Below are 26,456 nucleotides of genomic sequence, written 5' to 3'. Positions count from 1 at the left end.
AGCTACAGAACTTAGGTGCCCAGGTTTTCACCTCTTATAACTTGCATCCGGTGGATACGTTTAAGCCTAAAAAAGAGTTTCAGAAATTATAAGTCTTTTAGGGTTAAGGAGATTAATCAACACTTTTGAGCCAGGCTTTTGCCTGATCGGCATTCTCAAAGAAACGAACCACAACCTTGCCAAGATCGGTACTGGCAGTTTTCATTGCTGACAGTTGACTGAAAGAGCTGGGCGATTGCACCCAGGCGAAGTAACGCAATCCGGCCTGCTCCAGGGTAGGAACCCAGACATGGCGTCCCTCATCAGCAGCCTGAGACCAGTTTCCCTGCACCTCCGTGTTGTCGTTCAGTACTTTGACACAATTACTTTCCTGAATAATCCTTGCAATCTCTTCCACGCCTTTGTTTATTGATTCGATCGTCTGAAACCCGGACCAGCAGGCTTCCACTATATTTTCTGCCGGCTTAAATTCTACAGTTATAGAGCCGTCTTTATAAATGAACTGCTGGCTAATCGGAGGTTGGTGATGCTTGTTATGTAAAGGGAGACAAAAGAAAAAGGTAGAGCCCTTGCCCGGTTCACTTTCAATCCAAAAAGAACCTTGATGCCCATGTAATATTTCAGAAGCAATGAAAAGACCTAGTCCCAGGCCACTGTACTTCATAGCCGAGTTCTCCACCCTATAGAATCTGTCAAACAATTTATTCAGATTCTCTTTTTCTATACCGATGCCAAAATCTTGAATGGAGACGATGATATTGTCGTTCTGGACGCGTGACCTAACAATCACTTTATCCGCTTTGGGGGAATATTTAATGGCATTAGTCAGGAAGTTAATAATCACTTGTTCTATTCGCAATTTATCTCCACGGAATACCACATCAGCCGTTTCCTCGATAAGGATTTGATGAGTGGGGGCTGTGTGCTGGACGCTTTCTACGCTTTCCCTCAGCGCTCGGTTAAAGTCGAAATTAGAGATGTTATAAGTGAGCTTACCAGCATTAATTTTCGACACATCGAGGAGGTCAGATATCAATCGCTCGAGCTGGCTAATGTGCGCAGCTGCCTTGTTCACAAATTTAAAGACTTCTTCGTTGTCCCTCACCTTCTTTTCGATGATTTGATTATAGGCCTTTATACTGGTTAAAGGCGTTTTCAGCTCGTGGCTGGCCATGCTAATGAACTCGTCTTTCTTCTGCTCTGCTTCCACTCGATGCGCGATCTCCCTCTGTGTCTCTTCATACAAACGGGCGTTTTCCAGCGCAAGTCCTATGCGGTTCGCGAAATCTTTTGCAAAACTAATATCCGAGACTTCATAGAAGCTACCCTCGCCGGTCAAGATAAAGCTGATCGCACCTGTTATGCGTTCTTTAACAATCATCGGGACCACGATAACCGACTTCGGATTCAGCACCTGCCGGAGGTCTTCTGCGATATCAGCGGGAAAACTGCTGGTTGAAAATTCATGAACCACTGGAGTAAAACTGGTTTCACCAGTTCGAAGTACCTTCCCCACACCGTAACTATCCTCAATGGTTACCGGGTGCCTCTGACGAAACTCGTAGGCTTTTTCAAGCATTGCAGGATCCTGATGGCCTACCTTCAACAGATCGATCCTACCCTCCCGGAAAACGTCGATAAAAAACCAGGAGGCAAACCGCGGAACAATAAGCTCTGCTACCTTATCGAGGGTGGTCTGGGTGTCATAAGTAAGCGCAAGTTCGGCTCCTAAAATATTTAGGTACGACAGCAGATCTGAATCGCGCTTGTAAGAAGTAATATCACGGGTAAAACAGCAGATGCCCTCGGGAATTCCTTTCTCATCTTTACTGATACTTGTGTTAATGCAAACATCGATAATCGAACGATCACGCCGAATCAGTTTAGTAAAAAATTCCTCCTCCTGATCTTTTTCCAAAGCATGAAGAACTCTGTTTGCTTCCTCTTCAGAAGCGAAAAATTTGAAAAAGCATTGTCCCAGGTACTCGGAAGAACTTAGCCCAAGAAGTCCCAACTCGGCCTCGTTAGCATAAATAATAATCCCCTGTGGATCAATTATCTTGATACCGATGCTAGCCTTATCGAAGAAGGATTTTAATAGTTGAGACTTCAGCACTGTTTCTACCATAACTATCGAGCTACCTTTTACACACAACGCCGTTTACACCTATATCCCAACGCTTGAATAAGTATATAAAATAAGCAATATCCGTACCTATATTTAAGGCTCTGGAGCGGGCAGATGTGTATGGAGTAGAATAAAAACTTGAAGATTTTAGGCCGAAAAAAGTAACCGATCTTCGCCTTATTAATCTTTTTGAAAACCCCGCTGAGGCAAAAATGTTCAGCAGTTATGGATAAGTTTGATATACAGGTAATGTTAGCCGACGGCTCTTTTACCGACTTTGAGATTCAAAACGAACGGGGGGAAAACAGCTATGAGGTATTTCAGAAAAACGAAAAAATAGGAACGTTCCAGGCGGGTGATGATGGTAGCTGGACACTCACCGAGAATCCGGGAAACATAAATGAAGATCTTCGGAATAGGATCATCAATCAATTGAACGGATTCCGAAGGTAAGACGGCTATTTCCTTACTGCTGTCACCCGGGTTAATTCCTGTGACATCGTTTCAAACACCAGCTCCTGGTCTGAAAGACTTTTAATTAAAAAAGGGAACTCGCGGGTAGTTCCCCCTGCCAGGTTTTCTTTATATCGGATCATCTGACCATCCATCCGGAATTTTCCGTGTGACAGTTTTTCCCCTCCCCAGATGATCACCAGGTCTTTATTTTTTGTAAAAATAATTGAGGGATTCTGTGCAGCCAGTTCCTCATCAGACATCACCGGTGGATCCTCCCGCGGACTTTCCACCCGGATGTATTTCCATTCGCCGTACAACTCTTCGGGTTCTATTGTCCTGTTGCAACCGCTGGAAATTGTAATAAACAGCAGCAACGTACAACAAAAAAACCTTGACTTCATAACTATCATTCCAATTGTTTCTGATAGAAGCTTTTTCATCCTGCTAAAGATCTGCATAAATTCAAAAGCCCGCAACTATACGTCTTTTCTCAAAACTTCCAACGGTGGCCGGTTCAATATGCCCCTACTGTTTAACAGGCCGATAACCACCGTCAGCAGAGCAATAGCAACAAACAACCCGAACACCGGAGCTAAGTCGGGTGAAAAAGCAGTTTTTAAGTTATAGGTAGCCAGGGCCCAGCTGCCGACGAACGAAAGTAAAATTCCGGTAAGTGCTGCAAGAGCACCGAGAAAAAGATATTCTAACGCTGTGATAAAAAGTATCTGCCGCTGGCTTCCGCCTAGCGTTCGAAGCAAGACGCTTTCCTGAATGCGTTGATACTTGCTGATCAACACTGAGGCAATCAATACAATCAAGCCTGTAATGATACTGAACGCGGCCATAAACTTAATCACAAACCCAATCTTATTCAGGATGTCATCCAGGACCCCTAAAATTAGTTGTAAATCGATGATGGAGACATTTGGGAAATTGCGGACTACCTCCTGCTGAAACGCTGCCGACACTTGCGGCGAAGGGACCCGGGTGATCAGCACCTGAAACTGCGGCGCCTCCTCCAGAACTCCTTCCGGAAACACTACTCTGAAATTTGTCTGAATCCGGTTCCAGTCTACCTCTCTGAAGCTACCTACAACGGCAGGAATTAAAGCTCCCTGCACATTAAATAACATCCTATCGCCGATCGCAACGTTTATCCGCTCAGCATATCTTTCTTCAAGTGAGACATAAACAGTTCCATCTTCCGTCACCTTACCCTGCCACTTACCTCGGGTAATCCGCTCAGAAGCTGTTAAAGAATCGCGAAAAGTAACCCTGAGCTCGGAGCTAAAAGCTCTTCTGGACACCTTGATGGTGCTATCGCGCTTTACATCAGCAGCCGTAAAACCATTTACTTCCTCCACCCGCATAGTAATAATGGGAACCTGCTGAATGAGAGGTAGTCGAAATTTTTGAGCCAGTGCATTCACTTCCTCCTTTTGGCCGGTTTGAATATCAAAAAGCACCATATTAGGCTGGTTGCCGCTGGCGGACAAGGTCACTCTCTTCATCAGCAGATCCTGAACCAGGAACAGCGTACTGATAAAAGCCGTACCCAAGCCAATCGACACCACAAGGATTAGGGTTTGATTATTAGGACGAAACAGGTTGGCCAGCCCTTGCCGCCAAAGGTAGCTCCATGAAGTCGGGAAGAACTTCCTCACCAGCCAGATAAGCAAGGACGCGGTGAGCGCAAGTATCAGGAACGAAACAATGACGGCCAAAGTAAAGAAGGCCGCTTGCCTCCAGCTTCCCAACTGCAGGTAGCTAAATCCAGCAATAAAAATCAGTATCAACAGGTACACCAGCCACTTCATCGGGTCTTTCACCGCACTTGTGTGCTCATCAGAAACACGAAGCGTATTCAAAGGAGATATATTTCTGATGGAAACTAATGGCAGCAGAGCGAATAGGATGGAGATGAAGAGCCCGAGCGCTATTCCCTGTAAAATAGCCACCCATGAAATTGCCACCGTAATATCTACCGGCAGTAGATCTTTTAGTACCACCGGTAAGAGAAACTGCACGACCGTGCCCAGCGCCGCCCCTATGACTGATCCGATAAGGCCTAAACCTGCAATTTGAAAAAGATAAATAAGGAAGGCCTGAGACGCCTTTACCCCCAGACAGCGCAGCACCGCTATCGTCGCAATCTTTTCCCGGATGTAAATATGGATCGCGCTGGCAACTCCGATACAACCCAGCAGCAGGGCGATAAACCCTACCAGTGAAAGAAACTGAGTCAAATCTTCAAATGACCTGCCCGTATCTTTCTTCTGCGACTCGATCGTGTCAACATCGAGATCCTGCTTCTCCAGTCTTGGTTCCAGTTGCTTCACGACGGCGTCTACCACATTCGGCTTATTGAACTTGTAGTAGTATTTGTAACTGACTCTGCTGCCTTTCTGGATCAGCTTTGTTTCTTCCAGGTATTTTAGTGGGATGTAAACAACAGGAGCTACAGATGCCGATATTCCGGTTTGCCCCGGCGCTTTTTCGAGGACTCCGGCAATGGCGAAAGTTACCTCCCCCACCCGTACAGAATCCCCGACCCGAGCATTGAACTGGAGCATCAGGGTTTTGTCTACCAGCGCGTTTTTTCCCTTCAGGAAATTACGGCCTGCGGTTTCAGGCTGGGTTTCCAGCTCTCCGTAGTACGGGAACTGTCCCTCGAGCGCCTTTGCTTGTACCAGCCGGGTTCCGTTTCCTTTTGGAAAAAGGATCATGGAAGCAAATGTTCTTTCTGAGGACCGCTCATCCCCAATAGAATCAAGGAAAGTTGCTTCCCCCGCTTTGAGTGCTTTGTTTCCTGAAATGACCAAATCAGCGCCAAGCAAACCCGCCGCCTGCGCATCTATATCTTTCCTCAAACTTTCTCCGAAAGAATAAATAGCTACGAGGGCCGCGATGCCAAGTATGATGGAAGAAATGAATAAAAACAATCGGGATCGGTTTCTCCGGCTATCACGCCAGGCCATTTTTAACAGCCAGCTCAGCTTCACAGTACTGTTTGTTTCCATCTACGCTTCAGCTGAGGTTAACTGCTCGTCACCTGCTATCACCCCTCCTTTAATCCGGATAATACGGCCGGTTTTGGATGCGAGCTCCAGATCGTGCGTAACCAGTACCAAGGTGGTACCCTGCTCCCTGTTCAGATCAAAGATCAGCTTCACAATCCTCTCGCTCGTTTCAGCATCCAGGTTTCCCGTAGGCTCGTCGGCAAATAAGATTTTTGGACTATTGGAAAAAGCTCTGGCTAGAGACACGCGCTGCTGCTCTCCTCCCGAAAGTTGCGAGGGATAGTGGTGACTCCGGTTAGCTAAACCGACCTTTTCCAGAAGCTCCATTGCTCTTGGTCTGATATTTAACTCGCCCCGCAGCTCCAGCGGGACCATTACATTTTCCAAAGCTGTTAGTGTAGGCAGCAGCTGAAAGTTCTGAAAAATAAAACCCACATACTGGTTGCGCACCTGAGCACGCTGATCCTCATTCAGCGGGCTGAGCGGGATATTATTTAAGAGTATTTCACCGGCAGTACTTCTGTCCAATCCCGCACATAGTCCCAGCAACGTAGTTTTTCCACTTCCCGAAGGTCCGACTATCGAGACTGTCGAACCCTTTTCAATAGAAAAATTAATATCGTCGAGAACAGTTAGTTGTTCTCCGGCACTTTCGTAGGTCTTACTTAAATTCCTAACTTCTAATATCGTTTCCAAGCTCTTCGAGTTAATTTTGTTTAGATGTTGAAACAATTAAATTATTACATTTCAACCTTGTTATAGTTTAAACTAAAGCACAGGCATCCTGTTTACAAATACTGTCAACGCTCACGCAATATGAACAGATTACTATATCTATTATTAATGATACTTATGGCCGGCTGTAATAATGAGAATAATTCTGGCAATAACAACGCTGCCTCTAACCAAAAAACTGCTGATCCAAAGGAAAAGAAGAATATCTTGTTTTTCGGCAACAGTCTGACAGCGGGCTATGGGCTAGAAGAAAGCTCAGAGGCATTTCCGGCTCGTATCCAGGAAAAAATCGACTCTGCAGGCTTGAATTACAGGGTAATTAATGCAGGATTAAGCGGCGAGACAACTGCCGGCGGGAAAAACCGGATCGACTGGTTGCTGGACAAACAGAAAGTGGATGTATTTGTGTTGGAGTTAGGAGCAAACGATGGGCTCCGTGGATTGCCGGTCACTGAAACGAAGAGAAATTTGCAGGTTATTTTTGATAAGGTAAAAGCAAAATATCCGGAGGCCAAGCTGGTTTTGCTGGGGATGGAGATTCCACCGAATATGGGTGGAAAATACGTGAATGACTTCCGGGCGATCTTCAGACAAGTGGCGGATGCGAACGACGCTGCTTTCGTACCATTCCTGCTCGAGGGTGTTGCCGGCAATGCCAGCCTTAATATAAAAGATGGGATCCACCCAACGGGCCAAGGTTACGCTATTGTAGCAAACAATGTCTGGAGAGTACTAAAAGATGTACTTTAGACTACGTCATTACTTTTAAATCAGCGGGCAGCATAAATACATGCTGCCGCGCTTTCCCTTGTATAGCCCCCTAAACTCTTCTCAGGTCAAGTCTCTGACCCTCTGACCCAGCCAAGTCCGAATAAGATGACCAAGAGGCAGATCAGTGATATTCTGGAATTCTTTTTGATGATGTTTTGATACTGCTGGCCACACAACAGCGGCCACTCATCAAACTGCTACTACCATGAAAACAATAACACTGATCACCCTGGCGACTGCGCTTGGACTGGCCTTTCAGGCCAACGCGCAGAGCAAAAAAGATAGTTTGAAAATGCGGGCAGAGTTAGACAGGATCCGTACTGGCCAAACCCCTCCGGCTTCAGCGGATACACCAACCCTGATGCGAAGAGACAACAACTACCCGTTAAAGGTAGACTCTAATGCTGTGAAACCGTCTCTACCCAGCCCGACTCCACCCAGTAGCAACAACCCCAACCCATATGAACCACAGCCCAGTGTCATCCACCCTAACCCGCCCGCTACGCCGCCTGAACCTGTCCCCCCGGTTCCTCCTGGCACCCCCCGCGGTCCCGGTAACGTTAATAGAACCGATGAGTAAGATCAGATTATAGCAGTTGGGTTGGCAGATGCCCTCTTAACTCTTTTTAACATTTGCTTAAGGTTACTAAAACTGATCTCCTGGTATCAAATTAAAAACTTAGCCATGAGATCAATCAACCTATTTAGCCTCCTTAGCATCTGCCTGTTTTTCATTGCCTGCAGCGGCAACAAAAACGAATTTGGTTCAGACTATAAAACTACTGATTCTCTTGCCTCGACGCAGTCGCCTGCCGATGGCGCCGGAGGGACTGAGAAACTTGTAAAAACAGCGACAATAAATTTTCAGGTAAAAGATGTCTATCGGGGAACCCGGGAAATCTCTGCTGCGGCCCGCCGACTAGGTGGAGTGGTCATGCATCAGGACATCCGGGCAAGCGAGAATGCTCAGAAACGATTAGCGACATCCTCAGATTCTGTCCAGCTAATCACTTCTTATTCGCTAGCGGCAGATATGACAGTGAAAATTCCTTCGGAAAACCTTGAAGATTTTTTATTTGAGGTAGGCTCCTCCTCGAGTTTCATCCACACCAGCAACTTCCATGTTGACGACCAAAGTCTGACCTACCTTGCCCAGCAGCTCAAAGCAAGCAGCCGGGAACGCATTATAGCACCACAACTGGAGAAACACAACCTCAAGCAGAAAGACGCTTTGCTCCTGGCAGATCAAAAAGACCAGCTGATAGACCGGGAGATCGAGAATAAAAGGATTGATCAAAATGTCCGGTACAGCACCGTTGAGCTCAGCTTCAACCAGCGTCCAATAATAAAAAAAGAATTGATCGCGAATGACGATCTGAGTGTTTATAACGTTCCCTCCGGCAAACTTTTCAGAGATGCAATAGCTAGTGGATGGTGGTATTTTGAAAGCCTTTGCCTTGCTATCCTACACCTATGGCCCTTTATAATCGTAGCTGGCAGCGGATGGGCAACTTATCGGTTGTTCAAAAACCGGAAAAAGACGATGTATGTCGAGGTGATTTAAGTTTTGGGGGATTATCTCCGCCTGCAGTGCTCATCCCCCTATTATCACGTTAATCATAAAACTCGGCCGACTCATTGTGCAAGTCAACGCTATCGATGCGGTTGTTGCAGATCGGACACTCAAAGAAGTCCTCTTTGATATGCAAGTCGTTAGTTAATACCTGCACATAATTCAATTGACTACCACACTGATGACAGGTAAATAGAGACTTTCTTACCTGCGCTTCTTCTTTTACGATACTCATAACTAATCAATTTTATATCGCAAAAAGTACTTTCATGAATTGTGCCACTGAGTGGTTCAAATCACCCTAAAAGATGAAATGGCGAGCATAATTACTTTTTAAAAACTTTATCCAGAAAGGTCACGGTGTAATTAACGGTGGGTGCGAACCAGGGATTAAACAAAGGAAACACATGAGGAGCATCTTTGAACACCTGTACTTCTGAGTAGATATTATACGCATTCAATTTCTTAATCATATCATCCCGTCCGGCATGCATCCTGTCAACCGAACTATTGATGAATAATACTGGTGGGGTATTACTGGTAACATGATTGAGCGGAGCTGCTTCATGCCACAGAGCCGGATTTTCCTTTTTCGATGCACCAAACCATAGTGTAGCTGCAGAGGGACCTTTTGTGTCGTTTCCTTCCCCTGATTCGGGATGAATGAAAGCTAATGTTCCGTCTATATCAACAATAGCCTGGACGCTACTCGAGTGATTCTCGTAACAGCCATTCATCCCCTCGAAGTGCGATTTCCCATTCGTCGTTCCAATTAAGGCCGCCAGTTGGCCTCCTGCAGAAAAACCAAGGCTGGCAATTTTAGCGGTATCCACGTTAAATTTTTTTGCGTTAGCCCTGATCCACCGAATGGCGGTTTTTAGGTCTGTAACGGCGGCTGGATACAAGGCTTCCGTCGACAAACGGTATTCGGCCGTTACAGCCACATATCCATGGGCGGCAAGCTGGGCAGCTAAGGCTGCGTGGTTCGTGCGGTCTCCAGACCTCCACCCGCCACCATGAATCACAAGCACAGCGGGATATCCTTTTTTACTTTTTCTCTTCGGATGGAATACGTCGAGCTCCAAGTCCCGACCGTTAATCTCGCAATACCTGATATTGGCTTTTAAGCGCGTATTCTTAGGCAGCTCAGCAGACACATAACTGATGTCCGGAAAATTTTTCTTCGTTTTCAAAAAACTGCCGTAGACCGTAAAAGAAGTGTCCCTTTCAACCGCCTTTTGTTGCCCCATTGCGCTAGTAATAAATAGCAAAAAGCCCGTTGCTAATGATAAAATTTCTTTGGTTTGCATTCCTTATATAAAGCTTTAATTGTCAATAGTCGCTGAATCCGCTACACCTTTTGAAGATCTCAATAAAAAGCTGATTTGATCCGCATAATATTTAAAATTCCTGTAAACAGTCTTAAAGCTAACTGGTTAACTTAAGTAACATCTATTCTAAAAAACATGAATAATTCAATAGTCAACAAAGTATCGGACACGTTAAATAGTTCCATACTTCAGCAAAATCCAAATGCAAACGTTGAAAAGTCAGAGCGCCTGATTTCTCTCGGCGCCGGGGCCTTTCTGGCATTAAAAGGCCTAACCAACGTATTTTCACACCCATGGTTGGCCATGGCCGAACTTGGCATTGGTAGCTCTCTGCTTTACCGCGGTGTTACTGGTTACTGTGCGGTGAAAGAAAAACTGGAAAGCGATCAAATGTCTGCCACACCCGTTCCTGCCAGTGCTATGCCAGTGGAGGCCTACTAGGTCTCCGGGTGCATATGGTTGCCTCAACGCCCGCTCCTACCTGATTTCTTATTCTGTAGCGAAAGTGTGTTGAGGTAACCTCTTTTAACTTTCTTTAGCCAATGCAAATATAATTGGTTCCTGGACTGTGCCTGATCAACACGCAAGATCCTGTTTTTGTTCGCACTCACTCAGCAAGTAACCTATCCTACACACACCTTTTAGCACAATTCCACCTCTTCTAAACCTAGGAGCACTTATCTACCGAAATATTTTTTTAGTCTCGCGAAACTTTAGCAGCAGCGGTCTCGTAAATATCCGTCGAAAACATGCTGCATCTTATGAAGAAAACTCTTTACGCTTTAGCTCTCCTATTTCTAAATCAAACGCACGCACAAACACCAGATTTGAATTATGGAACAAAAGATAAAGTAGCTTCCCATGTTTGTAGCACCCCTGTTTATTACTCCAAATCCAGTGGAGTTTTAACCGAGCTTTCTACATGGGGCAACAAGCCAGATGGTTCAGGGTCGGCACCGGGCAGTTTTACCGGAGATCAGATTTTCAAAGTGCGCAACCGGGAAGGAAAAGTTCAGTTGCAGTCAAACTGGGAAGTAAGTAATGTTGACATCGGTGATAATATTACCCTATGTCTCGAAGCAAATACGTTGACAATTAAGGAAGGCAGTATTTTTTATAATACATCTGGCAAATTGCAAGGCTCACCTCTCGCTTCCATCGTCACCAACAATAAAGAAAAGTCGGTAGTCATTTCCCTTGATGCTTCTGAGCCTGGAAAAACAAATGCATTAAAAGACTTAAAAATAAGAAACGTAGCTTCCGTCGATGCCCGTAGTATCAGCTTCGGAAGCGATATTCACATAGTTAGGAATTTAGAACTATCAGGAGGAGACCTCATCCTCTCAACCTATAACATCTATCTCAAATCAGCAAACTCGCTGCTTGCTCCGGGATTGGAGAAAAATGCGGCCAACATCTTTTATAACGGAAACGGAAGATTTGTAATTGAACAGTTGAACGCTGATGGTAAAAGAGTTTACGGGCTTATTGCACAACCATACACTGAGAGTTCACCTGCCAACGAGGAAATGAGTGATAGTCGAGAAGATCAACTTCCGGCCATTGGCTTTCTTCGGTCCAAAAGCAATGTTTTTAATGAACCGGCTTTCAAATTGGACAGCCAATTGCTGTTGACCGGAAAATGTATGATAGCAGACGACATCCGGCTTTTTTTAAACCGGAAGTTCCTTGACCTGTATACCAAAACAAACGGCGAAAAGCTCTACTGTTAAGCTTTTGCTGATAAAAGACAACGAAAAAGGACCGGCCAGACAACCGGTCCTTTTTCGTTTTAGAATTATTTTTCTCGTGGGATGCAACCTTTTTATGTTATCGCCATCTAAAAACTATAGAGTTTAGGAAAGGAACAGTATGAAAAGCTTTTTTACCCTGTTGCTGATAGCCTTAAATTTAATGGCAACAGCACAATACCGGGAAGATCATGCAGAGTTATTTATCGAAGTTCAGGAAAGAGGAAGAGTAACGGTTACGGTAGGAGACGAACAAATTACTTCAAGGTCCGGACGGTTCCGGTTTTACGATCTGAGAGAGGGAAGCAATTTAATCACGATTGCGATCGACGGGCGTCCCGCATTTAAGCGTAGCTTGAACATCGAGGCGGGTCTTCGCACTATTGCTGTGTATAATAGAAGATCCAGCCTAAAGATAGTAGACGAACTGGAAATCTACGAATACGACAAATACAATCTTGATAACTGGGCGGGAACTATTGACAGAGGCTCGGAACGTCCCGGCAATCGGCCGGAAAGAATCGAATACGGCATGTATCCGGAGGAATTTAACCGCTTAGTTGATGCAATGAAAAAGGAATCTTTTGACGACGGGCGAGTTCGGTTACTGGCCATTGCCTTAAGAAACTCCCAAATTTCGGTAAATCAGTTGGTGCAGCTACTGGAAAGGTTCAGCTTCGACAAGAATAAATTGAATGCCGCCCTCAACAGCTACGACGCAGTGCAGGACAAAAGAAATTTCTATCTGGTTAGAAATCTCTTCGCCTTCGCGTCTGATAAGGAAAAAATAGATAACTTTATCCTCCAACAATAAGCACACTTGGTTAACCCTAATAAGCCCTCGGGCACTAACCCTTCTGCGTAGTAGAAGGGTTTTTTTATGTCCCTGCTCTAAGTGAACCACATCTAATAATTTTCAAGCTCCTGCTGTTCATTTGTAGGATCCTGAGTATCTTTATTCCCTGAAGCTGTCCAACTACAGCTGATAGAGTCTAGACGAAATGCCTTCAACCGCCTTATTCAAACAGTTGATCTTAATACTACTTCTGGTATTTAAGCTGGAATCCATTTACGCACTCGAGATCTTGTTTTCGCGGTACTCTGTAAGTTCTGGTTTATCATCAAATTTCGTGAATTGTCTATGGCAAGATCCAAGAGGGTTGATGTGGGTGGGAACGGACAATGGCTTACAACGTTTCGACGGAAGCAAATTCACCGACTTTTACCGCATCTCCAACAGGCAAAAGCTACCTGCTCTACCGGTGCATCAAATCATGGGTGATGCAAAGGGTAACATGTGGATCCGGATGGGGAACAGGATCGGCACGTTCAACACCTTTAACTACACCTTCAACGAGGCTCGCGTAATCTCCAACAAGCCTATCCCACCCAAGTCTGACTATTATCTGCGAAGAGATTACAAGGGCAACTTTCTACTCACCATTTACAAGCTCGGTATCTTCATCTACAACGAAAAAAAGCATGCCTTCGAGGAGAACCGATCAGAGTTCTATGTTCCTTCTGAATTCGGCATTAATCACTCTTTTGAGGATAAGAAAACCGGGAATTACTGGCTCTCGACAGATAAGGGGCTGGCCCTATTCAACTATAAGGAGAAGAAGATTTATACCAGCAAAGACATTAGCTGGTGTCCCGAACTGTTGAAGGAAAAAGAACTTCACAAGAACGTAACTCACCTGCATATAGACAAACAACGGCGTTACTGGATAGTAAGCTGGGCAAATGGGTACCCCCGAAGTTTTTGCTACGACGAAAAGACCCAAAAATTCCTGAAAGATACGGCAGGTTTAAACTACGGCAAGGGCTATTATGAGATCGAGAACTTCAAAGAATCAAGGGGTGTACTGTGGGCCTACGGTCTTCATTTCCTGAAAATATATAGTCCTGAAGAACGGGGATTTATCGAGTTCTATACTGATGATCCAACTTATGGAATTAAATTCAACCACATTAATCACATCTTCGAGGACAAGGAAAAAAATGTCTGGCTGGCTACCGATAACGGCATCTATGTAGCAAATCTCATTTTTGATCAATCGCGGCACGGTGTGATTAAAAAAGTTCATTATGAGGACGTGATAAGCTCGGCTCTTGAAACGGCAGATGGGCGTATTCTGCTTAGTACGCTGGGGCGCGATATTGAGTCGATTATGGTAAGAGGCCCACTCTACCGTCCTGACCCCGCTTTCCGGAATCGCATTTACAAAGGACAACCTAAGGGTGACGCATCCTACCAGATGGTTTGGGATATACACGAACATCAAGCCAGTAAGAGTCTGCTTTTTGCTTGTGAAAAAGGGCGGCTAATTCAGTTTGACCTTCAAACGCAACGATCGGCCTTTCTTAATCCCCCAATATTTGCGAACAGCGCCATTCGGCAGATCTGCGAGGATAAGCAGAAGAACTTATGGTTTGGAACAGAGAGCGGACGGATCATCAAATGGATCAAAGATGGAGATAAATACAGCTATAAATTAGTTCAGGAGCTAGGTGTGGCAATCAACAAAATTGCTATCGATAAAAGCGGACAAGCCTGGGTGGCCACTGAAGGCAAAGGACTTTTTGTCTTAAAAGGCAATGGAAAAATCATCCGGAATTTCAGCTATACGCTTAAGGAAGGATATAGCCTTTCTAACAGCGCGGTTAAGGACATACTGCAAATGAACGACAGCCTCTTCTACGTGGCAGCTGGAAATCTCGACATTATCAATAGCAAGACGGGAAAAATCAAACAACTAACGGTATACGACGGCCTTCCCTTTACGGGCGTCTCCTCGTTGCAGTTGGATCGCTTCGGAGATCTGTGGTTCAGCACTATTGGCGGTATCTGCAGCTACAATGCAAAGCGTGGCGTTTTTAGAGAATATGATCAAAAGGATGGACTGGTAACCGTAACAAGCGCCGACAATCTCCCTACAGTCAGCACATCGCTCAAAAATACACGTTTACTGTTTGCAGGTGGCAACAGTTTTGTATCCTTTGATCCCAACCAAATAAAAGACCGGAAAAAACCTTACAACGTTACCATCACTGATTTCAAACTATTCAACAATCCCCTTCCCGTTGACTCGATTTTGGATCTGCAACAGCTGGAACTGGAGCACGACCAAAGTTCTATTACCATTGAAGCTGCTTCACTCAGTTATACTCACCACAATAAGCTGCATTATTATTATATGTTAGAGGGAGCAGACAACACCTGGATCAAAACAGATGGTCCGGTGGCGGCCAACTATCCCTACCTGCCGCCTGGAGAATATGTGTTCAAGGTGAAGGCAGTAAACAGCGAAGGACTGGAATCAGAAAGTGTCACCTCGCTACCTATCCATGTAAAGCCTGCGTTCTGGCAAACCTGGTGGTTTAAGTTGTTCATCGCCCTTGTAATCACCACAATGCTGACAATCACTTATAGGCTAAGACTAAAGCAGCTGCTACAGGTTCAGCTGATACGGGAACGGGTTGCCCGGGATCTGCACGACGATATGGGATCTACCTTGAGTACAATTAATATCTTGAGTGAGATGGCAAAGTTGAAGATCAGAGAAAATTCGAGGAGTGCGGAAGAATATATCGCAAAAATTTCTGACAACAGTGTGCGTATGATGGAGGCCATGGACGATATTGTCTGGAGTATCAAGCCCTCGAACGACAGCATTCAGAAAATCACTGCCCGCATGCGGGAGTTCGCATCGAACATCCTGGAAGCAAAGGACATTGATTACAGCTTTGAGATGGATGAGAGCATCATGAGTATCACGCTGAACATGGAGGCTCGCAGAGACTTATTCCTGATTTTTAAGGAAGCGATAAACAACCTGGCGAAATATTCGGAAGCAAGTAGGGCGATAATCTCTTTTCATCAAAAGGATCGAAAGCTAATATTAAAGATAGAAGACAATGGAAAAGGCTTTGACCTGAAAGCGGCCGACAGTGGAAACGGACTGAATAACATGAGGAAACGCAGTGAAAAGCTCAAGGGAAAGTACCGGATAGAATCGGCGCCAAATAAGGGAACCAAAATTTGTTTGGAGCTGAGTTTAACATAAAGATGTGATTGTACAGCCTTTCGAATTTGTATAATTTGCCCTTAAAAAGTGCGGAATGATTAAGATCCTAGTTTACGAAGACAATCCCCAGTTAAGAGAAGGGCTTACCCTGCTTTTAGGGGGATCGGAAAACCTCAAGGTGGTGGGTGCATTTGCGAACCCTGCCAACATTGTAAGTGACTGTGCCTCCCTTGCTCCGGACCTCATCCTGATGGACATTGACATGCCCGAGGTGAATGGAATTGAAGGATTGAAACGACTGAGAGAAGTTAATTGCAGCATCAAGGTACTCATGCTTACTGTTTTTGACGACAACCAGCGGGTATTTGAAGCCCTCCGCTCAGGTGCTAACGGCTACATCCTCAAAAAAACTCCTCCTGCAAAATTATTGGAATACATCAACGACGCGAATTCCGGGGGCGCTCCAATGAGCTCGACAATTGCTACCCAGGTATTGCAGATGTTTTCTTCATTCAGCACGCCTCCTGCCGAGAACGAAGAGGACTACAATCTTTCAGAACGAGAAACACAGGTATTGCAGTTGCTCGTCAATGGCTACAGCTACAAGATGATCGCCTCGGAAATGTTTATTTCAATTGACACCGTACGGTCGCATATCAAAAAGATTTACGAGAAGCTGCATGTAAATTCAAAGAGCGAGGCTGTGGCAAAGGCTTTTAAGGGGAATTTATTCAGGTAAATTTTTCGCGAAGCAAACTTCAAAAAAAAGGGCTGGAGATTCTTCCAGCCCCTAACAATTAACAAACCTCACATAATACTCTTTCCGAGTGCTTTTCTAAAGCAGCTAGTTTATTTTTCAAGATGGTTCTGGCTCTGCTTAACTGCGTTCTTGACAATACCTCAGATATCCCAAGCTCCTCGGCTATCTCTTTATGGGAATAACCTTCAATAGAATACATATTAAAAACGATACGATAGGTTCCAGGCAACCGCGAGATAAGCTGCATCAGCTCCTTTGCTCCCAGGCTATCCTGATGAACCACGGGACTGTAAGCATTTATATTTTCGTCGATATCAATGGTGCAGGACATAAACTTGTTCTTCCTGTAAATCTCAATCGCCGTGTTCACCATAATCCTCCTCACCCAGCCTTCCAGCGAACCTGAATAGTTAAAAATGCTGATCTTATTAAAGACCTTTACAAAGCCTGTTTGAAGCATGTCTTCTGCCTCTTCCCGGCTTTTAGCGTACCGGAGGCATACTGCAAACATCTTTGCCGACAATTGCTTGTAAAGCATTTCCTGAAACTTCCTTTCGTTTCTCTTGCAACCTTCTACCAGTTCGTATTCTGTTACTTTCATTTCTATGGGGGGATTAGATTGCTACAAAAGTATCCCTCCCCCCATCACACATCAATCACATATTCATGGGATTTAACCGAGGCAGTTGAGTAAACAACAACAAATCAAGATATTAGGAAATCGCTCCGTCGAATCCCCCTCAAAGGAAGCAAGGCCTTGAACCTGACACTTACTGCAAGCCGTCCTGCCGGGCTAAAGTAGCGGCTTATCAAACTAATTGCCCTCTTTTAAGTTATTGGAAAGGGAATTTTCTACTTCGAAGTAAAACTTTCCATAAAAGAGTAACTGATTCTTAACCCTAAAAACATTTCTACATCTATGAATTCACCAGCTATTTTAGGCATCAACCGAACGCAAGACGGCACTATATCTGTTTTCGATGGAGGCACCCATGTAATGTCTATTCACAAAGAGCGGCTTACTAAAAGGAAGCATCATTGGGGACGGCTGGGAGATATAAAGATGTACAAGGAGCAAATACCCGCGGTCGACCGCGAATACGATCTGATTGTAGAATGCTGGTCGGCTGACGACGAATATCTAAAGAAAGAACAATACCACGAAGAACTGCGGACAGTACTGAACCTGAAAGAGAATGCAGAGATCATTGAGATATCCCATCACCTGGCTCATCTGTACAGCGCTTACCCGCCTTCCGGCTTTGATAAATGTGCTGTAATGATCATTGATTCAGTAGGAAGCCCCGCCCATCACGTGAAGTATGACTACCCGGGAAAAGTGTCGGGCCAGCGAAACCTATTTGAAGTAGCTTCTTACTACTACTGTGAAAACGGCAGCATCAAATGCATCAAAAAACAGCTACATGACCGTAATCCTGAAGCGCCCCACGGCTTAGGAAACTTCTACTACAAGCTCACCAACTGCCTTTTTGAAGGCGAGGGAAGCGAGGGGAAAGTAATGGGGTTAGCAGCCTATGGCGATCCCCATAAGCTTGATCTACCGGAACTGACTGTGAAGGAAGGAGAAGTCTTCATACCTGAGGCTTGGGTAGAGGCGTTCAAATCGACTGAGTATCACTACAGCAATGAAATAAAAACGTTCCAGGAAAAAGCTGATTTTGCCGCACGCGGACAGGAAGTTTTCGAAAGAGCATTGATTGAAATCGCCAAGTGGCTCTCGGAAGTAACCGGAACAAAAAACATTGCGTATGCCGGAGGCTGTGCGCTAAACTGTGTTGCCAACAGCAAAGTATTGGAACAAGGGTACGACCTGTTCATCCCGCCTGCCCCTCACGATGGTGGTACTTCTGTTGGTTGCGCAATTTACGGTGCGATGGAATGTTTTAAAATTAAGAACGAATTCCAGTGGCGCTTTGATTATCTGGGACCGGACGTAGATATTGAACAGGTGACCGAGCTAATCAAGCAATATCCGGATCTAACGATCTCAAAACCAGAAAACCTCATTGAAGAGTGCGCAAATCACATCTACTGGGGTCGGATCCTTTGTGTTTTCCAGAGCAACAGTGAATTTGGTCCCCGGGCTTTAGGAAACAGGAGTATCGTCGCCGATACCCGTTTTGCCGTAAATAAGTTTTGGATCAACGCTTTTATCAAGGGACGGGAATGGTTCAGACCCATCGCTCCTTTTGTACTGGAGGAAGACGTAAATGAATACTTTGACTTTAGCAAGCGGACTCCTTTTATGCTGTTTACGGCCTTTGTACGCGACAAGTACAAGGACAAGTTCCCTACGATAGAACACGTCGACCACAGTGCGCGGATACAAACGGTGAGCCGGGAAGACAACGAATTCATCTACTCGCTCATCACCAAGTTTAAAGAGAAAACAGGAGTAGGCATCATTGCAAATACGAGCTTCAACGGAAAGAATGAAACGATGGTGGAGAGCCTGACAGACGCTATCAACTGCTTTGTCAACCACCCTATACATCACCTCGTGGTGCCGCCGTACATCATTTCTAAAAACAAGCCGGTAAGTAATCCTTTACATCTGTCAAGCTATCGTGTGTGAATTTAAAAGCAACGATTTTATCGCCGCACTTCGATGACGCGGCTTATGGGCTTACGCTTACTATTTCACGCTTAGTCAACAGGAATGTTCCGATAAAGCTTCTTAACTGTTTTACGGTGACGAAATGGACAGCTATTCCTGTTGAATCGAAAGAAATCGAAGCGGTCAGCCGGCTCAGAGCCCGGGAAGATGCAGACTTCAACCGCTTGTTCGGATCCGTCATCCAGCTGGTCAACCTTGACTTGCTGGATGCCCCATTGCGAAAGGGCTATATTTTCCAGGAGAAACCCCTGGAAGCGGACGAATGGGAAGTGGTGAACGAGTTGAAGCTAAAATTGGAGGAACACCTGGACGGAATTCTCTTTTGCCCACTCGGCATCGGCAGTCATATTGATCATGCGATCTGCCTAGAAGCAGTGCTGAAGTTGTATCCCGATATTAGGGTAGTTTTTTATGAAGATCTCCCCTATGCTGCAAGAATATCATTTGAGGATATTACGGAGCGCATCCGGGAGTTGGAGGAGCGGCTCGGCGTATCGCTGGTGAACAAGCTTAATTTGATGAGTAATTGCACCATCGACAAGGAACAAGCGGTAAGGGTGTACGAAAGCCAGATGAATGAGCAGATCTGCTCTGAGATTGTAGCACATATGATGGACCTGAAGGGAGAGCGGCTGTGGGGGGAATCCAATACTATTGCTATGTTGAGCGATATGTTGGAGTACTAACCAGCAATCAAACTCTATCAGGAAAAGCAGACCTGTTTAAAAATTGCACTTCGGCTGTTACGATCTGCTGGGACATCCCGTATTTCTTTCATTAATGTCTTTGAAATGAAAAGAATCACAATTGCTCTCAGCATACTTATCCTCATACAGTTCGCCTGCAAAAAAGATAAAGACCCGGTAGAGCCCGAACAACAACCAGGACAGACGGTCACCATTTCAGGTAAAGCTTATCCAACAGTAGAAATCGGAACGCTGATCTGGACAAGCAGTAATTATGATGGACCTGGCGGCATTCCCTACGATGCAAGCAACAGCAAGCCAGAATACGGGCGATACTATACCGCTCCGGAGATCAGCCAGGTGCAGCTACCTCAGGGCTGGAGGATTCCGACAGTAAATGACTATGTAAAGCTAATGGAGTCTCAGGGTATTGTGCTGGAAAACTACCACGCTACCAATCAGCCAAATATCAAAAAGCTTGTATCGGCTACCCGCTGGAAAAACACGCAGGGAACAAATGCCTCTGGCTTCAATGCCTTTCCGGCCGGATATAGCTTCAATAATTCAAGTCCTATGGATGGTGATATCAGCGAATTCTGGACTTCAGAGGCAATCACGGTAAGTATCCAGGAAGGTGCAAATCTGAATCATCGCGTCGCTTTTTACGGCAATCAGAATAACCCGTCCTACCGTCACAATCTACGTTTTGTTCGGGATAAGTAAGATACGGGAGCTTCGCTCCCGCGATATGCGATTACATTTTTATCCCCAGCCGGAATGATTGCGTATAGTTTTTTGTAAAGCGGTCTGTAAGCGGTCTGTTCAAGCCGTATCCAAGGGTGAGAGGGCCAATCTTTAAATGCAGTCCCGCCTCAGGGTTAAAAGCTGCATAGCTTTGATCGCTGTTGGACACCTTCTCAACAGTACCGTCCTCCGATACAAATTCCCTCAGCTGCCCGTTGATAGCAAGTCCTCCACCAGCATATATCCAAAGTGGGTGAATTAGTTTTTTGGTGATACCAACGGTGGCATGAAGCCGTCTTTCGATCGTTTTACCTGTGAACGTCTTTTCTTTATCCTCCGAACCTTCCACACTATTCATATTGTTAGTCTTCCAGTAAGTATCCGCCCCTTCAGACGGAAAATCTTTATTGAGCCTCACCGCCATGTACAATCCGATCTTCCTCGTATTTAAACTTCCCCCGGTGATCCCAATAGCATCGCGCTCATCGCCATGCCAACCCCAAAACCGCATATTTGGTCTGCTCCACCGTTGTTGCTTGTTGTTCAATTTGGTTAAATGCCCCTCTTTGAGCGCCCGGTGATTACAAGCCTCCGCCTGTTGATAGTAGCTGATGGCCTTCTCCAAATGTGCTGCCGTTTTCAACTGCTCATGCTTTCTGGCCTCTTTAAAATACAGATCACATAACTCCGCATCCACCCGCTCCCGATCTCCAGACCCAGGATACAAACTCTGATGTTTCTTATAATGCTTTTCCGCCTCCGCGAAATTTCCTTTGCCGGCATAAGTGCGGGCGCTATTAAGATAAAGGCCGGCAAGTGCAACATCAACTTCTTTTCTATGAATTCCTTCCGGAAACTTAATGAGGTACTGCTCATATACCTCCATGCTGTTCTTTTCAGTGGCGACTCTGAAGGCCAGCTCGTCGTTCAGTCGCTGGATCCGTTTGTTGGCGTCCAGGTGCCCGGGCTTCAGATGTACTGCTTTTTGATAAAGATCCACCGCCTCGGGTAACTGCCCCATTTTTTCCGACTGTGCTGCCAGTTGCATATAATCGTAAAACTGCCGGTCCAGGCGCAACTCGGGATCCTGGCTTAGTTCCTTGAGTAGGTTAACGGCCTGTTGCGAAACGCGATAGTTCGGCGATTTCTCCAGCTTTTCCAGAACCTGAATCGCTTTTGAAAATTCCTTTTCCTGCCGCCATAATTTATAGGCTTCAAATCCGTGCTCGGCGTTCTCTGCTTCGTTCTTCAGGAAGGCTTCGGTATACAGGGAAGCGGCTACCGGGCGGTTGCCCTGGTTCTGGGCATTCTTCGCCGTCTCCAGCAATAGGCTGGTCACCTCCCGCTCTTTCACTGCCTGCTTCACAAAGTCGACACTGAACATTCCCTCCGAAACCTTTAAACCTTCCGCTTTCGCTAGATAAGCTTTGGCCTGATCCAGATCCTGTTGCTTGAGTGAGATCAGGGAAGCCAGCAGAAAGCCATCGGCCCTCGTTTTATCCAACTTTTGCAGGCTACCGGCCTTCGTGAATGCCAGCTCGTAGGCGCCCTCGCTATAAAGATCCCTGGCGACAAGCAGCGAGTCGGCATAGCGAATCTGAGCTTTCAAGGAAAAACAAAGGATAAAAGAGACGGATAAGATGAGTAGAGGTTTCTTCATATACAGATGAAATAAAATTTGATTGCTGAGTTCACTATTTTCTCACAGGTGATAATTAAGATAGATGCTCGCCGCAGAGTGACAGACTTTGGCCACACAAAAACCAAAAGACAATAACAGGAATTGATGTCGTAAGTTTTAAAAAAGGACGATTATTGGCCGAACAAAAAAAATTTAGAAAAATATTTTTACTGATACAGAGCCGATTAATGACAGAACCCGATCTGGCAGCATTTCTAACCCATTTGAATTCAATAAACCTTGTACTTTTGTGGCGGAGAGATGGCAGAGTGGTCGATTGCGGCGGTCTTGAAAACCGTTGACTGTTAAAGGTCCGGGGGTTCGAATCCCTCTCTCTCCGCCACCAAAACGATAACCCCGCCCAAGCGGGGTTTTGTCGTTCTAAGCGGGGTGTTCAAGTCTGAAGGACTTGAGGCGATACGCGTAAAAAGGACAAAATGAACGGAGCGAAGCGAAGTGGAATCGTTTTGTTGAAGCCTCCCCCTTCCGGGATCATTGTAGATAATTCATCATCGTCCAATCAAGCACAGAAGAGAGAACATCTCATTCTTAAGTACTTCTTTTTTTTAGCTCAGGCCCGTTCACTGAACTCATTATCAAGAATATTCCTTCACATCCCAAAAGTTCGATATTTTTAAGCCTGCTACGGATCTTCGTTGGTAGTGAAAAACTTATAGGCTATGCGTAAAAACCGAATTTTTATACTCTTTTGTCTGATACTTTCAGTAAGAGTGGTTGCACAAAACTCCTCGTCCGGCGGGACAGCCCTTAAAGTAAACACCATTACCGAAAAGGGCGCCTGGTGCTGGTTCGCCGACCCAAGGGCAATCCATTATAAAAATGCGAAGGGGACCATCAACAGCACCTATATCGGATACATTGATACCGATGGGAATATCAAGGGCACCCAAATCAATCACTTAACGAATACAAGTAGTGAAGTTCTCATTCGCTCCTATTTCCAGCCTGATGACCATAATAATCCGACTTTGCTGGTGCTTCCGGATGAACGGGTAATGGTGTTTTACTCGCGGCACACCGATGAGCCCTGTTTTTATTACCGGATATCGAGTAAAAAGGGAGATATTACGACCTTGGGAAAGGAATTTAAGCTGGAGACAAGCCATAATACGACCTACCCATCGCCCTTCATTTTATCGGACGACCCGGACCACATCTACTTATGCTGGCGCGGAATCAACTGGCATCCTACCATCGCCAGGTTAAGTGTACCTGATGCCGAGGGAAATATAAAATTCAATTGGGGACCTTTTCAAATGGTACGTTCTAAAAAAGGTCAGGGCGCCGGCATAAGACCGTATGCCAAGTACGTATCCAATGGGAAGGATAAGATCTACATGGCCTATACGACTACCCATCCCGATAACCAAAGCCAGAACTATATTTACTTCAACTATATAGACATCAACACGAAGGAGCTGACGGATATTCAGGGAACGAAGCTGGCTGTTATTGGAGATGGGGCCCTTCACGATGTAGACGCTACTTCCGCGTACAAAAGCAGCTATCCCTACGCAGTGGTAGACGAGACACCCGCCCGCAACTGGCTCTGGGAAGTTGCTGCCGACAAGGGAGGAAAACCGGTCATAGCGACGGTCAGCATCAGTGAGGATAAAAAATCGCACGATTATTATTATGTGAGATGGACTGGTACAGGCTGGCAAAAAACGTTCCTGGCTAATGCGGGCGGTCACTTCCATCAAACCCCCAACATTGAAAACTGCTATAGTGCCGGCTTAGCTATCGATAAGAGAAACTCACAAGTAATTTACGGCTCTGTCCCGGTAGCGGGGAAACACGGCTTGGTTTATGAGCTAAAAAAGTATACTGTTGGGTTAGACGGAACGCTGGGGGCGGTAGAACAACTCACTTTTGATTCGCCGAAAAACAATGTCAGACCTTTTATGATCGACAACGAAAACAGCGACAAATCTTTGGTTTGGATGTATGGCGACTACTACGACTGGATTGTAAGTTCGACTCGCCCCCTTGGTTACCCTACGGGGCTTCGTACAAGCATGACGATCCCTGCAAACCGCATCGATCTAAAAAAGGGACTTTTTAGCCAGAAGACTAACTGGATGATGTCATCAGAGAAAAAACAGAAAGTGTCCGTACCCAAATCCGACTCCTTCACTATAGTGTTAACCCTCTCCCTTGATTCGGCTAACTATTATGGTCAGATTTTGAAGTTTGCAGGCCTTAGCTATCAGATTCCGGAAGATGAGCGGCCAAAACCGTATTTAAAAGCTGGAGAACGGGTCTATTCCAGCACAAACGTTCTCGGGAACTCAGACGGGTGGCGAAAAAAACCACGGGGAACCGGAGGACAGTGGTATCCGCCAGAAAAGTTTAATAAATTTAATTTGGTGATTTCCCACGAAGGGAAGAACCTAAAGACTTATATCAATGGTTTGGTTGATCAATTTGTGGAGATAGCCGGCTTAGTAATTTCCGAGGTGGAAATCGGAGGCTTTAAAGGGACTGCCGATCATTTAAAGATTTACAGGCGGGCGCTTTCACAGGATGAAATTAAGGCATTGGTAAATAGCAACGGAAACTGATAGAAAACGGGACAAGGCTTCAGTAGGTGACTTGAAGATCTATATCAGAAGGATGAATTTTCCTTCTGATATAGATCTGCTCCCTGTACGTCAAATCCGACGCTACACTTCAGCCGGAACAAAAGGAGCCTTCGCAGGCTTTGTATTTTTGTTACCCTTTTTCTTCAGCTTATTGATCCAGATCAGTGTACCGGTAACCGGCAGTGAGGTAGCAATAAGACAGGCGAAAAAGTACAGTATCTTCGAAAACAGGCCGTATACATCTCCGATATGCAATGCCTTAATGGAGCCTGACACTCGCTCGTTAAAGGGCTTTTCAGCAAAGATCTCTTTCGTTAGTACAGCTCCTGAGTACTGATCAAGCACAAGTTTATCGGCTGCAGCCGGAGCAAAAAAACCAATCTTATTTTTCATGATGTTCACCGTACCGCTCGAGTCACGCGGTAGTGAGATAGTATAGTCACCCTCGTATGGCAACTGTTTATTGGCAAGACTGACAAGCTCAGCTACGGAAAGGGTGCTTGCAGTGATAGAAGGCACCTCAGAACTCGGCTGCTCCTGTTGTTTGCCAGGTCCCTCAGCCTGGTGGGTCCCTAATGCTTTCCTTAGACCCTCCCGATACCATGGAAAAGACCACTGCGGCCCCGTGAGTCCCATCAGTAACAACAATAGACAGCTATAAAAGCCCAAGCTGTTATGCAAGTCGTGATTGGTACGTTTCCAGTTTCCGCTCGTTTTCACTTTCAGCCCCTGTTTCCAGTTTCTGATCCGCTGGGGAAACCAGATCACAATGCCGGTGATGACTCCCAGGGTGAAAAGAATAGTAGCTGTCCCCGATATATAGCTCCCCAGCTTACGGTTCTCCAATTCTCCGAACAGCGGTTCTTCTATTTTATCAAGGAGGAGCCATCTGTGTAAGCTGAACATGAATTGCATAACGGCATCGGCAGTTGTTTTAGAAGACTTGCTGTCGCCTAAAATTTCGCCTGTATAAGGGTTTATCATATACTGCGTTCCTCTGCCTCCAGGACCACGCCCTGCGGCGCCTGCTTCGCCACCTTTACCCGCTCCCTTTTCTGCTTTATCAGATCCACGGCCTTCTTCGTTGCCTTTCCTGGCAGCATGACCTTCCGCAGCGCCCAATTCGGACCGTTGCTCCCGCTTCCCTCTTTCCGATCGCATTCCTTCTGGAGCCGGGCCTCCTTTACGTTCGCCTTTATGGTCATGCCCCTCCTGACCTTCCTGACCTTCTTTCCTCACGGTCATCACATACGAGCGGTCATCTGCAGAAGGGATTTTTACACTGCTCACCTTACCGCCGCTTTTCTTCTCAACAAGAGCGATGAGCTTTTCCGTGCTCAGTTTGCTTTGCTCTGATCCCGGCTTAACTTTATAAAGGTGCGGTGCTGCCATTTCGCGTATTTCGGTATTGAAAACGTAAATGGTTCCACTAAGACAAACAAATAATACGATAATACCACTGGCAAGGCCTAGCCAGAGGTGCACGTCGTTGAAGAATTTCCTAATTCTTGGCCAGCTCTTATTCTCTTTAGTCATAATACGGAGGCT

Annotated in this window: 22 protein-coding genes and 1 tRNA gene; 14 read left to right on the top strand and 9 right to left on the bottom strand. The window is 45.6% G+C overall.

Features of this window, described 5'->3' with window-relative positions; all coding sequences use genetic code 11:
- Positions 1-112: 112 nt before the first annotated feature.
- A complete protein-coding gene (locus tag J4N23_RS09670) occupies positions 113-2,128 on the bottom strand; it encodes a PAS domain-containing sensor histidine kinase (RefSeq protein ID WP_207426770.1) in 2,016 nt (671 codons plus the stop codon).
- 225 nt (positions 2,129-2,353) lie between these two features.
- Between J4N23_RS09670 and J4N23_RS09665 the strand changes: the two genes are divergently transcribed.
- Positions 2,354-2,581 (top strand): hypothetical protein, encoded by a 228-nt coding sequence (locus J4N23_RS09665; protein ID WP_207426768.1) that lies wholly within the window; start codon positions 2,354-2,356, stop codon positions 2,579-2,581.
- Positions 2,582-2,586: 5 nt separating this feature from the next.
- On the opposite strand, the gene J4N23_RS09660 is transcribed toward J4N23_RS09665, so the two are convergent.
- From J4N23_RS09660 to J4N23_RS09650, 3 genes are read right to left on the bottom strand one after another with little or no spacing between them, the layout of a single operon-like run.
- On the bottom strand, positions 2,587-3,024 hold the full coding sequence (locus J4N23_RS09660) for a hypothetical protein (RefSeq protein ID WP_207426766.1): 438 nt from the start codon (positions 3,022-3,024) through the stop codon (positions 2,587-2,589).
- 36 nt (positions 3,025-3,060) lie between these two features.
- Positions 3,061-5,604 (bottom strand): ABC transporter permease, encoded by a 2,544-nt coding sequence (locus J4N23_RS09655; RefSeq protein ID WP_207426764.1) that lies wholly within the window; start codon positions 5,602-5,604, stop codon positions 3,061-3,063.
- Entirely contained in the window at positions 5,605-6,300 is a 696-nt protein-coding gene (locus tag J4N23_RS09650; RefSeq protein ID WP_207426758.1) for an ABC transporter ATP-binding protein, read from the bottom strand.
- 120 nt (positions 6,301-6,420) lie between these two features.
- Here J4N23_RS09650 and J4N23_RS09645 point away from each other — a divergent pair, with 120 nt between their 5' ends.
- The 3 genes from J4N23_RS09645 to J4N23_RS09635 all read left to right on the top strand — a co-directional run bounded on the left by J4N23_RS09645 (position 6,421) and on the right by J4N23_RS09635 (position 8,674).
- Positions 6,421-7,089 carry an arylesterase gene (locus tag J4N23_RS09645; protein ID WP_207426757.1) on the top strand — a complete coding sequence of 223 codons (669 nt, stop codon included), beginning with the start codon at positions 6,421-6,423 and terminating at the stop codon, positions 7,087-7,089.
- A 226-nt stretch (positions 7,090-7,315) separates the two neighbouring features.
- Positions 7,316-7,690: a hypothetical protein gene (locus J4N23_RS09640; protein WP_207426756.1), complete on the top strand. Its 375-nt coding sequence runs from the start codon at positions 7,316-7,318 to the stop codon at positions 7,688-7,690.
- Positions 7,691-7,795: 105 nt separating this feature from the next.
- On the top strand, positions 7,796-8,674 hold the full coding sequence (locus J4N23_RS09635) for a DUF4349 domain-containing protein (RefSeq protein ID WP_207426755.1): 879 nt from the start codon (positions 7,796-7,798) through the stop codon (positions 8,672-8,674).
- 49 nt (positions 8,675-8,723) lie between these two features.
- On the opposite strand, the gene J4N23_RS09630 is transcribed toward J4N23_RS09635, so the two are convergent.
- Both J4N23_RS09630 and J4N23_RS09625 read right to left on the bottom strand, forming a co-directional pair.
- A complete protein-coding gene (locus J4N23_RS09630) occupies positions 8,724-8,918 on the bottom strand; it encodes a hypothetical protein (protein ID WP_207426754.1) in 195 nt (64 codons plus the stop codon).
- Positions 8,919-9,009: 91 nt separating this feature from the next.
- On the bottom strand, positions 9,010-9,993 hold the full coding sequence (locus J4N23_RS09625) for an alpha/beta hydrolase (protein ID WP_207426753.1): 984 nt from the start codon (positions 9,991-9,993) through the stop codon (positions 9,010-9,012).
- A 156-nt stretch (positions 9,994-10,149) separates the two neighbouring features.
- Here J4N23_RS09625 and J4N23_RS09620 point away from each other — a divergent pair, with 156 nt between their 5' ends.
- The 5 genes from J4N23_RS09620 to J4N23_RS09600 all read left to right on the top strand — a co-directional run bounded on the left by J4N23_RS09620 (position 10,150) and on the right by J4N23_RS09600 (position 16,532).
- Positions 10,150-10,455 carry a DUF2892 domain-containing protein gene (locus J4N23_RS09620; RefSeq protein WP_207426752.1) on the top strand — a complete coding sequence of 102 codons (306 nt, stop codon included), beginning with the start codon at positions 10,150-10,152 and terminating at the stop codon, positions 10,453-10,455.
- A 320-nt stretch (positions 10,456-10,775) separates the two neighbouring features.
- Positions 10,776-11,747 carry a hypothetical protein gene (locus tag J4N23_RS09615; RefSeq protein ID WP_207426751.1) on the top strand — a complete coding sequence of 324 codons (972 nt, stop codon included), beginning with the start codon at positions 10,776-10,778 and terminating at the stop codon, positions 11,745-11,747.
- A gap of 181 nt (positions 11,748-11,928) precedes the next feature.
- Positions 11,929-12,579, top strand: coding sequence for a DUF4476 domain-containing protein (locus J4N23_RS09610; RefSeq protein WP_207426750.1), 651 nt, complete (start codon positions 11,929-11,931; stop codon positions 12,577-12,579).
- 187 nt (positions 12,580-12,766) lie between these two features.
- Positions 12,767-15,832 (top strand): two-component regulator propeller domain-containing protein, encoded by a 3,066-nt coding sequence (locus J4N23_RS09605; protein WP_207426749.1) that lies wholly within the window; start codon positions 12,767-12,769, stop codon positions 15,830-15,832.
- 55 nt (positions 15,833-15,887) lie between these two features.
- On the top strand, positions 15,888-16,532 hold the full coding sequence (locus tag J4N23_RS09600; protein WP_207426748.1) for a response regulator transcription factor: 645 nt from the start codon (positions 15,888-15,890) through the stop codon (positions 16,530-16,532).
- Between the two features lie 58 nt (positions 16,533-16,590).
- On the opposite strand, the gene J4N23_RS09595 is transcribed toward J4N23_RS09600, so the two are convergent.
- The gene (locus J4N23_RS09595) at positions 16,591-17,154 is read right to left on the bottom strand and encodes an RNA polymerase sigma factor (protein ID WP_207426747.1); all 564 of its coding nucleotides are present in this window, start codon (positions 17,152-17,154) and stop codon (positions 16,591-16,593) included.
- Positions 17,155-17,472: 318 nt separating this feature from the next.
- Here J4N23_RS09595 and J4N23_RS09590 point away from each other — a divergent pair, with 318 nt between their 5' ends.
- The 3 genes from J4N23_RS09590 (at position 17,473) to J4N23_RS09580 (ending at position 20,600) form a co-directional block, all read left to right on the top strand.
- Positions 17,473-19,149 (top strand): carbamoyltransferase C-terminal domain-containing protein, encoded by a 1,677-nt coding sequence (locus J4N23_RS09590; protein ID WP_207426746.1) that lies wholly within the window; start codon positions 17,473-17,475, stop codon positions 19,147-19,149.
- Positions 19,146-19,877, top strand: a complete 732-nt coding sequence (locus tag J4N23_RS09585; RefSeq protein ID WP_207426745.1) for a PIG-L family deacetylase — start codon at positions 19,146-19,148, stop codon at positions 19,875-19,877. Before J4N23_RS09590 ends, J4N23_RS09585 begins: the two co-directional genes overlap by 4 nt.
- Positions 19,878-19,982: 105 nt before the next feature.
- Positions 19,983-20,600, top strand: coding sequence for an FISUMP domain-containing protein (locus J4N23_RS09580; protein WP_207426744.1), 618 nt, complete (start codon positions 19,983-19,985; stop codon positions 20,598-20,600).
- A gap of 31 nt (positions 20,601-20,631) precedes the next feature.
- On the opposite strand, the gene J4N23_RS09575 is transcribed toward J4N23_RS09580, so the two are convergent.
- A complete protein-coding gene (locus J4N23_RS09575; RefSeq protein WP_207426743.1) occupies positions 20,632-22,281 on the bottom strand; it encodes a hypothetical protein in 1,650 nt (549 codons plus the stop codon).
- Positions 22,282-22,557: 276 nt separating this feature from the next.
- Here J4N23_RS09575 and J4N23_RS09570 point away from each other — a divergent pair.
- Both J4N23_RS09570 and J4N23_RS09565 read left to right on the top strand, forming a co-directional pair.
- Positions 22,558-22,645: transfer RNA gene (locus J4N23_RS09570), tRNA-Ser, on the top strand.
- 337 nt (positions 22,646-22,982) lie between these two features.
- Positions 22,983-24,887, top strand: coding sequence for a BNR-4 repeat-containing protein (locus J4N23_RS09565; protein WP_207426742.1), 1,905 nt, complete (start codon positions 22,983-22,985; stop codon positions 24,885-24,887).
- Between the two features lie 102 nt (positions 24,888-24,989).
- Here J4N23_RS09565 and J4N23_RS09560 read toward each other — a convergent pair whose 3' ends face one another.
- Positions 24,990-26,444 carry a PepSY domain-containing protein gene (locus tag J4N23_RS09560; protein WP_207426741.1) on the bottom strand — a complete coding sequence of 485 codons (1,455 nt, stop codon included), beginning with the start codon at positions 26,442-26,444 and terminating at the stop codon, positions 24,990-24,992.
- Between the last annotated feature and the right edge of the window lie 12 nt (positions 26,445-26,456).

Origin of the sequence: Pedobacter sp. SYSU D00535, from assembly GCF_017355855.1 — a bacterium.
Lineage (GTDB): Bacteria > Bacteroidota > Bacteroidia > Sphingobacteriales > Sphingobacteriaceae > Desertivirga.
The sequence above is the reverse complement of the archived record's forward strand: the minus strand, read 5'-3'. Positions and strand labels throughout refer to the sequence as shown.

What these genes read in the sequence shown, in the direction of transcription:
- J4N23_RS09605 (WP_207426749.1), top strand. Translation starts at nt 12,767, where the DNA reads ATGCCTTCAACCGCCTTATTCAAACAGTTGATCTTAATACTACTTCTG.
- J4N23_RS09565 (WP_207426742.1), top strand. Translation starts at nt 22,983, where the DNA reads ATGCGTAAAAACCGAATTTTTATACTCTTTTGTCTGATACTTTCAGTA.
- J4N23_RS09630 (WP_207426754.1), bottom strand. Translation starts at nt 8,918, where the DNA reads ATGAGTATCGTAAAAGAAGAAGCGCAGGTAAGAAAGTCTCTATTTACC.
- J4N23_RS09575 (WP_207426743.1), bottom strand. Translation starts at nt 22,281, where the DNA reads ATGAAGAAACCTCTACTCATCTTATCCGTCTCTTTTATCCTTTGTTTT.
- J4N23_RS09655 (WP_207426764.1), bottom strand. Translation starts at nt 5,604, where the DNA reads ATGGAAACAAACAGTACTGTGAAGCTGAGCTGGCTGTTAAAAATGGCC.
- J4N23_RS09595 (WP_207426747.1), bottom strand. Translation starts at nt 17,154, where the DNA reads ATGAAAGTAACAGAATACGAACTGGTAGAAGGTTGCAAGAGAAACGAA.
- J4N23_RS09620 (WP_207426752.1), top strand. Translation starts at nt 10,150, where the DNA reads ATGAATAATTCAATAGTCAACAAAGTATCGGACACGTTAAATAGTTCC.
- J4N23_RS09635 (WP_207426755.1), top strand. Translation starts at nt 7,796, where the DNA reads ATGAGATCAATCAACCTATTTAGCCTCCTTAGCATCTGCCTGTTTTTC.
- J4N23_RS09560 (WP_207426741.1), bottom strand. Translation starts at nt 26,444, where the DNA reads ATGACTAAAGAGAATAAGAGCTGGCCAAGAATTAGGAAATTCTTCAAC.
- J4N23_RS09615 (WP_207426751.1), top strand. Translation starts at nt 10,776, where the DNA reads ATGAAGAAAACTCTTTACGCTTTAGCTCTCCTATTTCTAAATCAAACG.
- J4N23_RS09640 (WP_207426756.1), top strand. Translation starts at nt 7,316, where the DNA reads ATGAAAACAATAACACTGATCACCCTGGCGACTGCGCTTGGACTGGCC.
- J4N23_RS09580 (WP_207426744.1), top strand. Translation starts at nt 19,983, where the DNA reads ATGAAAAGAATCACAATTGCTCTCAGCATACTTATCCTCATACAGTTC.
- J4N23_RS09645 (WP_207426757.1), top strand. Translation starts at nt 6,421, where the DNA reads ATGAACAGATTACTATATCTATTATTAATGATACTTATGGCCGGCTGT.
- J4N23_RS09590 (WP_207426746.1), top strand. Translation starts at nt 17,473, where the DNA reads ATGAATTCACCAGCTATTTTAGGCATCAACCGAACGCAAGACGGCACT.
- J4N23_RS09665 (WP_207426768.1), top strand. Translation starts at nt 2,354, where the DNA reads ATGGATAAGTTTGATATACAGGTAATGTTAGCCGACGGCTCTTTTACC.
- J4N23_RS09625 (WP_207426753.1), bottom strand. Translation starts at nt 9,993, where the DNA reads ATGCAAACCAAAGAAATTTTATCATTAGCAACGGGCTTTTTGCTATTT.
- J4N23_RS09660 (WP_207426766.1), bottom strand. Translation starts at nt 3,024, where the DNA reads ATGAAAAAGCTTCTATCAGAAACAATTGGAATGATAGTTATGAAGTCA.
- J4N23_RS09670 (WP_207426770.1), bottom strand. Translation starts at nt 2,128, where the DNA reads ATGGTAGAAACAGTGCTGAAGTCTCAACTATTAAAATCCTTCTTCGAT.
- J4N23_RS09610 (WP_207426750.1), top strand. Translation starts at nt 11,929, where the DNA reads ATGGCAACAGCACAATACCGGGAAGATCATGCAGAGTTATTTATCGAA.
- J4N23_RS09600 (WP_207426748.1), top strand. Translation starts at nt 15,888, where the DNA reads ATGATTAAGATCCTAGTTTACGAAGACAATCCCCAGTTAAGAGAAGGG.